The 7,113-nt window shown below is 75.3% G+C and carries 5 protein-coding genes; all 5 read left to right on the top strand.

Translation table 11 applies throughout. From position 1 onward, the window contains the following. The first annotated feature begins 142 nt into the window (after positions 1-142). The 5 genes from ACFQ80_RS13150 to ACFQ80_RS13130 all read left to right on the top strand — a co-directional run bounded on the left by ACFQ80_RS13150 (position 143) and on the right by ACFQ80_RS13130 (position 6,883). Positions 143-1,891: an LpqB family beta-propeller domain-containing protein gene (locus tag ACFQ80_RS13150; protein ID WP_430563956.1), complete on the top strand. Its 1,749-nt coding sequence runs from the start codon at positions 143-145 to the stop codon at positions 1,889-1,891. Positions 1,892-2,036: 145 nt separating this feature from the next. Beyond that, the gene (locus ACFQ80_RS13145) at positions 2,037-2,849 is read left to right on the top strand and encodes a ComF family protein (protein WP_430563955.1); all 813 of its coding nucleotides are present in this window, start codon (positions 2,037-2,039) and stop codon (positions 2,847-2,849) included. A gap of 192 nt (positions 2,850-3,041) precedes the next feature. Continuing rightward, positions 3,042-3,704, top strand: coding sequence for a ribosome hibernation-promoting factor, HPF/YfiA family (hpf, locus tag ACFQ80_RS13140; protein ID WP_430548993.1), 663 nt, complete (start codon positions 3,042-3,044; stop codon positions 3,702-3,704). 254 nt (positions 3,705-3,958) lie between these two features. Beyond that, the gene (locus ACFQ80_RS13135; RefSeq protein WP_430563954.1) at positions 3,959-5,191 is read left to right on the top strand and encodes a winged helix-turn-helix domain-containing protein; all 1,233 of its coding nucleotides are present in this window, start codon (positions 3,959-3,961) and stop codon (positions 5,189-5,191) included. A gap of 87 nt (positions 5,192-5,278) precedes the next feature. Beyond that, a complete protein-coding gene (locus ACFQ80_RS13130) occupies positions 5,279-6,883 on the top strand; it encodes a cation:proton antiporter (protein WP_430563953.1) in 1,605 nt (534 codons plus the stop codon). The last annotated feature ends 230 nt before the right edge of the window (positions 6,884-7,113 follow it).

Here is a 7,113-nt window from a genome sequence, read left to right as displayed (position 1 = left end):
CGGGCTCGTTGCCTGTCCCCGTTTTGCCCCCCGGGGTTGTTTGGTCTCCGTCGTCGGCGGGGGGGGGGGTGGCCCCCGGCGGGGGGCACCCCCCCCCCCCCCCCGCCCCGGCGGGCCGCCCGCACGCCGAGGAGGAGGTCCGATGACGACGTCCCGCGCCCCCGGGCAGGTGCGCCGCCCGCACCGCCGGGTCGGCGGCCTGCCCGCCGCCCTCGTCACCGTCCTGACCGTGCTCGCGGTGACCGTCGCGTGCGCGCGCATCCCCACGAACGGGCCGGTGCGCGACGGCGACACCGAGCTGGAGAACATCAGCGAGATCGGCTACATCGCGTCCGGACCGGCGGCCGGCGCCAGCCCGGACCAGGTGGTGCAGGGCTTCCTCAGCGTGGCGCAGCTCGGCCCCACGTCGAGCTCGTCGTTCGCCGTCGCGCAGGAGTACGTCACGGACGAGGCGTGGGAGGGCTGGGACCGGTACGCGCGCGTGCTCGTGCTGGAGGAGGACCCCGAGCTGGACCTCGCCGACGTCCCCGCGGACGCGACGGAGACGACCGTCGACGCGACCGTGCGCGTGGTCGCGACGCTCGACGACCGCGGGATGTACACCGAAGAGGCGCGGACCAACGAGTTCGTGGTGTCCTTCGGTCTGTCGCGCGGTGCGGGCGGGGAGTGGCGCATCTCCCAGCTCGAGGACGGTCTCATGCTCCCGGCCGCGTTCTTCGGCCAGGCGTTCCACCCGACGACCCTCTACTTCCCGACGCCCGACCTCGCCTGGTGGGTGCCCGACATGCGGTGGTTCCCGCGCCAGACCTGGCGCACCGACGCGACCAGTGAGATCCTCGCCGGCCCGCCCGAGTGGCTGCAGGACTCGACGACGACGGTCATCCCCGAGGGCACGTCGCTCGCCATCGACGCGGTGACGGTGACCGACGACGGCACCATCGACGTGAGCCTCACGTCCACGATCTCGCAGGCCAGCGCCGACCAGCGGGCGCTCGCGACCGCGCAGCTGCAGGCGTCGCTCGCCGAGGGCGAAGGGCGCACCGTCGTCCTCTCCGACCAGAACACGCCGCTCACGACCCGCGCGGCCGACTCGATCTCCACGCCCCGGACGTCGGGGGAGGCGCTCGCCGTCTCCGACGGCACGCTCGTGCGTGTCGTCGGGCGGGAGCTGCGCGAGCCGGACGAGCCCGTCGCGCTCGACGGCCTCGACCCGACGGCCCTCGCCGCCGGCCCCGGCGACGAGCCGGTCGTGGTGCGCGACGGCGCGGAGCGCATCGTCCGCGTCACCGGCGACGACGCGCCCGACGTGCTGCTGTCCGGCGCGAAGCTCGCGCCGCCCTCCGTCGACCGGTTCAGCGCCGTGTGGAGCGCGCAGGGCGCGGACCTCCTCGTGGCGATGCCGTCGGGCGCGGTGCGGACGCTGGACGTCGACTGGCTGTCGTCGCGGACCATCCGGTCGGTGCACGTGTCGCCGGAGGGCGCCCGCGTCGCGATCGTCAGCTCCGGCCCCAGCGGTCGTCTGGTGCACGTGGCAGGCGTGGTCCGCGACGCCGAGAACGTCCCGACCGGACTCTCGGCGCCCGTGCAGGTCGGCGCCTCCGTGCGCCAGGTGACGCAGGCGGTGTGGCAGGACGAGGCGGCGCTCGCCCTGATCGGCCAGGAGTCCGACGGCGACGACGCGGTCTTCCTCACCGGCGTCGGTGGGCTCTCAGGCCAGGGCGGGCTGTCCCGGGCGCAGCCCGGCGTCCCGGAGCCGCGCTCCGTGACGGCGTCCGTCGGTACGGGGGCCATGCTCGCCATCGACAGCGGGGGCACCCTGTACTCGCGGCAGAGCTCCGCGCTGTGGTCGATGGTGTCCGACGACGTCGACCTGGTCGCCTACCCGGGCTGACGGCCCGGCCGACGACGCCCACACCGACACCGACACCGACACCGCCGCACGGCGACGAGGGCCCGACGCTGCCCCCAGGCCGCCGTCGTCCCCAGGACGCGGCGAGCACGCCCGCCGCGTCCCGCAGGCCCGGCACGCTGCAGACATGCCCCCGACGACGACCGCGCCGCCCGTGCGGTGGCTCCGCGAGCTCGGCCGCCTCGTCGTGCCGGTGTCGTGCCCCGGCTGCGGCGCGCTCGACGTGCCCTGGTGCCCCACCTGCGAGGCGCTGCTCGTCGGGCCGCCGGCCCGCGTCGAGGCGGCGGCCCCGCGCCTGGACCGGCTCGACGGCGTCCCCGTGCTGCCGGTCTGGGCGCTCTCGGCCTACGGCGGGCCGGTGCGGGAGGTCGTCGTGGCCTGGAAGGACCGTGGACGCACCGACCTCGACCGGCTCGTCGGACCCCCGGTGCGGACCGCGGCACGCGCCGTCGCCGCGACCGCGGCGCGCGCCGTCGCCGGGCGGCCCCTGCTCGTCGTCGGCGCACCCTCCACGGCGGCGTCCCGGCGCGCCCGCGGACGCGACCACGTGCGCGTCCTCGCCCGTGCCGCCGCGGACGGGCTGCGCGACGCCGGGCTCGCCGCGACGGTCGTCCCGGCGCTGACCCGGCGCGGCCGCGGGCGCGACCAGGTAGGGCTCGGCGCTCGCGCCCGCGCGCGCAACCTCACCGGGTCCGTGGCCACGCGCGACCGGGCCCTCGCCCGCGCCGGCGGGGCCCGTCCCGCCGTCCTGCTCGTCGACGACGTGGTCACCACCGGCTCCACGCTCGCAGCCGCGGAACGCGCCCTCGAGGACGTCGGGGCGGACGTCCTCGGGGCCCTCGTGCTGGCCGCGACCCCACCTCCGGGGGCCGTCACGAAAGACGTGAGGAACCTCCTCGCGCCCCCGGTGTACCTGGCGCACGGGAGGGGGTTAGCCTGAGGGTCCCACGCGGGCGAACCGCCCCCGAGACCTCGGTCCGGGACGCTCGCCCGTGCGACCCACGAGCGGTCCGGACGGACGTCCGGCGACCCGGGAGGTGGTGCCGAGCACGGTGCCCCGGACGGGGTGCCCAGACAGACAACTCGGGTCGCTCGAGCAGTGGGCGGCCTCACGACGAAGTGGAGCAACACGATGGAGATCGTCGTCGTCGGCAGGCACACGGAGGTGGCGGACAGGTTCCGCCGGCACGTGGAGGACAAGCTGAGCAAGGTCACCCAGCTCGCACCGGCCGCTCGCCGGGTGGACGTGGAAGTGACGCGCGAGAACAACCCGCGGCTCTCCGAGGTCCGAGAGCGGGTCGAGCTCACCGTGCACGACAAGGGGCCCGTGATCCGCGCGGAGGCCGCGGCGGACGACCGGTTCGGTGCCCTCGACATCGCGTTGGACAAGCTCACCGAACGGTTGCGCCGATCGCGCGACCGCCGCAAGGACCACCGCCGCCGTGCCAACGGCGTCCTCCCGTCCGTGGACGTCCGCCCCTACGACGAGGTCGCGGCCACCGAGACCGCGGCCCAGCCGACCGCACCCGTCGCGCTCGCCGAGCCCGGTGACGCCGTCGAGGAGCAGCTCGGCGACTCCCCGGTGGTGATCCGGCGCAAGCTGCACCACGCAGAGCCGATGACCGTCGACGACGCCGTCTACCAGATGGAGATGGTGGGGCACGACTTCTTCCTCTTCATCTCGAAGGAGACGGCCCGTCCGTCCGCGGTGTACCGCCGGCGGGGCTGGACGTACGGTGTCATCGAGCTGGACTCGACGGTCGGAGGCGTGGAGCCGGTCACCGAGCTGACGTGATCCCGGTCGGACGACCGCAACCAGCGTTGCGGTGAGAGCGGGTCGGGGCATCTTCGCGGGGACGCGTTCACGGGCGCTAGGGCGCCCTCCACTTCGGGAGGGATACGTCCCCGCGAAGATGCCCTGACCCGCTCTCGTCTGTCCGCTTGCGGTCTTCGGTGGTGGAGCCTGTCGAAACCCTCCTCGTTGGTTGAGCCTCGAAACCTCAGGGCCCGTCCCTCGCCCCTGTCGGTGGTCGTCGGCAGGATGGCCGGGTGGACTCCCTCTCGCTCGCGCAGGCCCGCCGTGTCGCTCTCGGGGCGCAAGGGCTGCACCGTGCCCGGCCGGGGCTCGACGGCGGCGTGACGATGCGCCGGGCGATGGCGACCGTGGAGCAGCTGAACCTGCTGCAGATCGACTCCGTGAACGTGCTGGCGCGGGCGCACCTGATGCCGCTGTACTCGCGGCTCGGGCCGTACGACGTCGGGCTGCTGGACCGGGCGGCGGGGCGGGCGCCGCGCAGGATCGTGGAGACGTGGGCGCACGTGGCCTCGTTCGTGCCGGCCACGACGTACCCGCTGCTCGAGTGGCGGCGGCGCAACTATCTCGACGAGGCCTGGGGCACCATCGCCGGGGCGCCGCTGGCCCACGCCGCCGAGATGGACCTAGTGCGGCAGCTGGTCGCCGAGCGGGGGCCGGTGACAGCCCGCGAGATCCACGACGAGCTGGTCGCCACGGGGCGGTCCGGCCCGCGCTCCCGCGAGGAGTGGGGCTGGAACTGGACGATGGCCAAGCGGTGCCTCGAGTTCCTGTTCTTCACCGGCGAGGTGATGGCCGCGCGACGCAACACCGCGTTCGAACGCTGCTACGACCTGCCGGAGCGCGTGCTGCCGCCCGCGGTCCGCGCGGCGGGACCGGTGCCCGCGGACGAGGCGGTGTGGCGGCTGCTGGAGCTCGGCGCGCGGGCTCACGGCGTGGGCACGGTCCGCTGCTTCGCCGACTACTTCCGCCTGCGCGGCCCGGCCGTGCGCCGGGCCCGGGACGAGCTGGTCGAGGACGGCGTCCTCGTGCCGGTCGAGGTGCGCGGCTGGGACGAGCCCACCTACCGGCACCGGGACGCGCGCGTGCCTCGCCGGGCACAGGCGCGCACCCTGCTCAGCCCGTTCGACCCGCTCGTGTGGGAGCGGCGGCGGCTCGAGGCGCTCTTCGACGTGTTCTACCGGATCGAGATCTACGTGCCCGCTCCGCAGCGGGTGCTCGGGTACTACGTGCTGCCGTTCCTCGAGGGCGACGCGATCACGGCGTTCGTCGACCTCAAGGCCGACCGGCAGGCGGGCGTCCTGCGCGTCCAGGCGGTGCACCCCACCGCTCACGCCGGCCCCGACACCGCGGCGGCGCTGGGCGCCGAGCTGGCCGTGCTCGCGGGCTGGCTCGGGCTCGGGACGACGGCGGTCGCGCCGGTGGGCGAGCTCGCACCCGCGCTGGCCGGGGCCGTGCGCGCGGCATAGGGCGCCGGGCACCCTGCGCTCGTAGGATCGGCGCCACGACGTCGGGGAACCCGCGTCGGTCGGGACCGGAGAAGGTCAGGAGCGCAGATGGCCACGGCCGTGCTGTACCTCGCCGCGGCGCTGGTGGGCGGTCTGGCGGCGACGCTCCTGCGGCTGCCGCCGCTGGTCGGCTTCCTCGCCGCCGGGTTCGCGCTCGGGGCGGGCGGAGCCCCGGAGCTGCCCGGCCTGGAGACCGTCGCCGAGCTGGGCGTGGCGCTCCTGCTGTTCGCGATCGGGCTGAAGCTCGACGTCCGCTCGCTGCTGCGCCCGGAGATCTGGCTCACGACCGTGGCGCACCTGGTGCTGAGCGTCGCCGTCGCGGTCGGGTTCCTCGGCCTGCTCGCCGTCGTCGGGATCCGGCTGCTCGCCGACGAGTCGCTCGGCTCCCTGGCGCTCGTCGGGCTGGCGCTGTCGTTCTCCTCGACGGTCTTCGTCGTCAAGGTGCTCGAGGACCGTTCCGACACGACGGCGCTGTACGGGCGCATCGCCGTCGGCGTGCTCGTGGTCCAGGACGTCGTCGCGGTGGCGTTCCTCGCCGTCTCGACGGGGGAGCCGCCCAGCCCGTGGGCGCTCGCCGTCGTCGGCCTGATCCCCGGCGCCTGGGTGCTGCGCCGGGTCTGGGACCGGGCCGGGCACGGCGAGCTGCAGGCGCTGTTCGGCGCGTTCGTCGCCCTCGTGCCCGGCTTCTGGCTGTTCGATGCGGTCGGGCTGTCGGGCGACCTGGGAGCGCTCGTCATGGGTGCGCTGCTCGCCGGGCACCCGCGGGCCACCGAGCTCTCCCGCTCCCTGCTCACGGTCAAGGACCTCGCTCTCGTCGCGTTCTTCCTGCAGATCGGGCTGCACGGGATGCCCGCCCCGGTCGACCTGGCGCTCGCCGGCCTCCTGCTCCTGCTCCTGCCCCTCCAGGCGGCCGGCTACGCCGTGCTGCTGTGGCTGATGCGGCTGCGTCGCCGCACCTCGTTCCTCGCCGGGCTCGCCCTCGGCAACTTCTCGGAGTTCGGCATCATCGTCGTCGCGTTCGGCGCGACGGCGGGCCTCCTCGACGAGGAGTGGACGGTGATCGTGTCCCTGGCGGTCGCGGCGAGCTTCGTCGTCTCGGCGATCGTCAACCGGCGCGGGGTGGAGCTCGCCGCCCGGCTCACCGGGCTCCTGCCGCGCCGGGACGTCGACAAGCTGCACCCCGACGACCGGCCCGTCGACATCGGCCGGGCCGACGCCGTCGTCCTCGGCCTGGGGCGGGTGGGCTCCGCCACGTACCGGCGGCTGCGCGACGTGCACGGCCTGTCGGTCATGGGGGTCGAGCACGACCGCACGCGGGTCGCGGCGCTCCGCGACGAAGGGATCGCCGTCGTCCCCGCGGACGCCACGGACTCCGAGTTCTGGGCCCGGGTGAAGCGGGCCGGTCAGGTGCGTCTCGCCGTGCTCGCGATGCCGTTCCACAAGGCGAACCTCATCGCCCTGGCCCGGCTGCGCGCGGTGGGCTTCGCCGGCCGGGTGGCGGCGATCGCCCGCTACGACGAGGACGCCGCCGAGCTGCGCCGGCACGGCGCGGACGCCGTCTTCCACCTGTACGGCGCGGCGGGCGCCGAGCTCGCCGACCGCGCCGCCGCCGATCTCGCCCCCGGCCAGGGCCGCGACCACGAGACGCTGTGACCGGGCTCCTGGCCCCGTGCACGCGGCGAGTCGGGGCCAAACGCCCGCTCACGGCGCCGGAGCGGTTTCGTCCGTCGCGAACCCGTGCCGGACTCCCAGGCGATCGGCCTAGGATGGCACGGGTGTGACCCAGGCGACGGCGCGGGCGTGCGATCCCGACCGCCCCTCGTCGCCCGTCGTCGCGCCGCACGGTCCCGGCCATCCCCGGGGCGCCACCGACCCTGGAGTAC

Source organism: Isoptericola sp. NPDC056578, assembly GCF_042793275.1.
Lineage (GTDB): Bacteria > Actinomycetota > Actinomycetes > Actinomycetales > Cellulomonadaceae > Isoptericola.
This window is presented reverse-complemented; position numbering and strand designations above follow the sequence as displayed.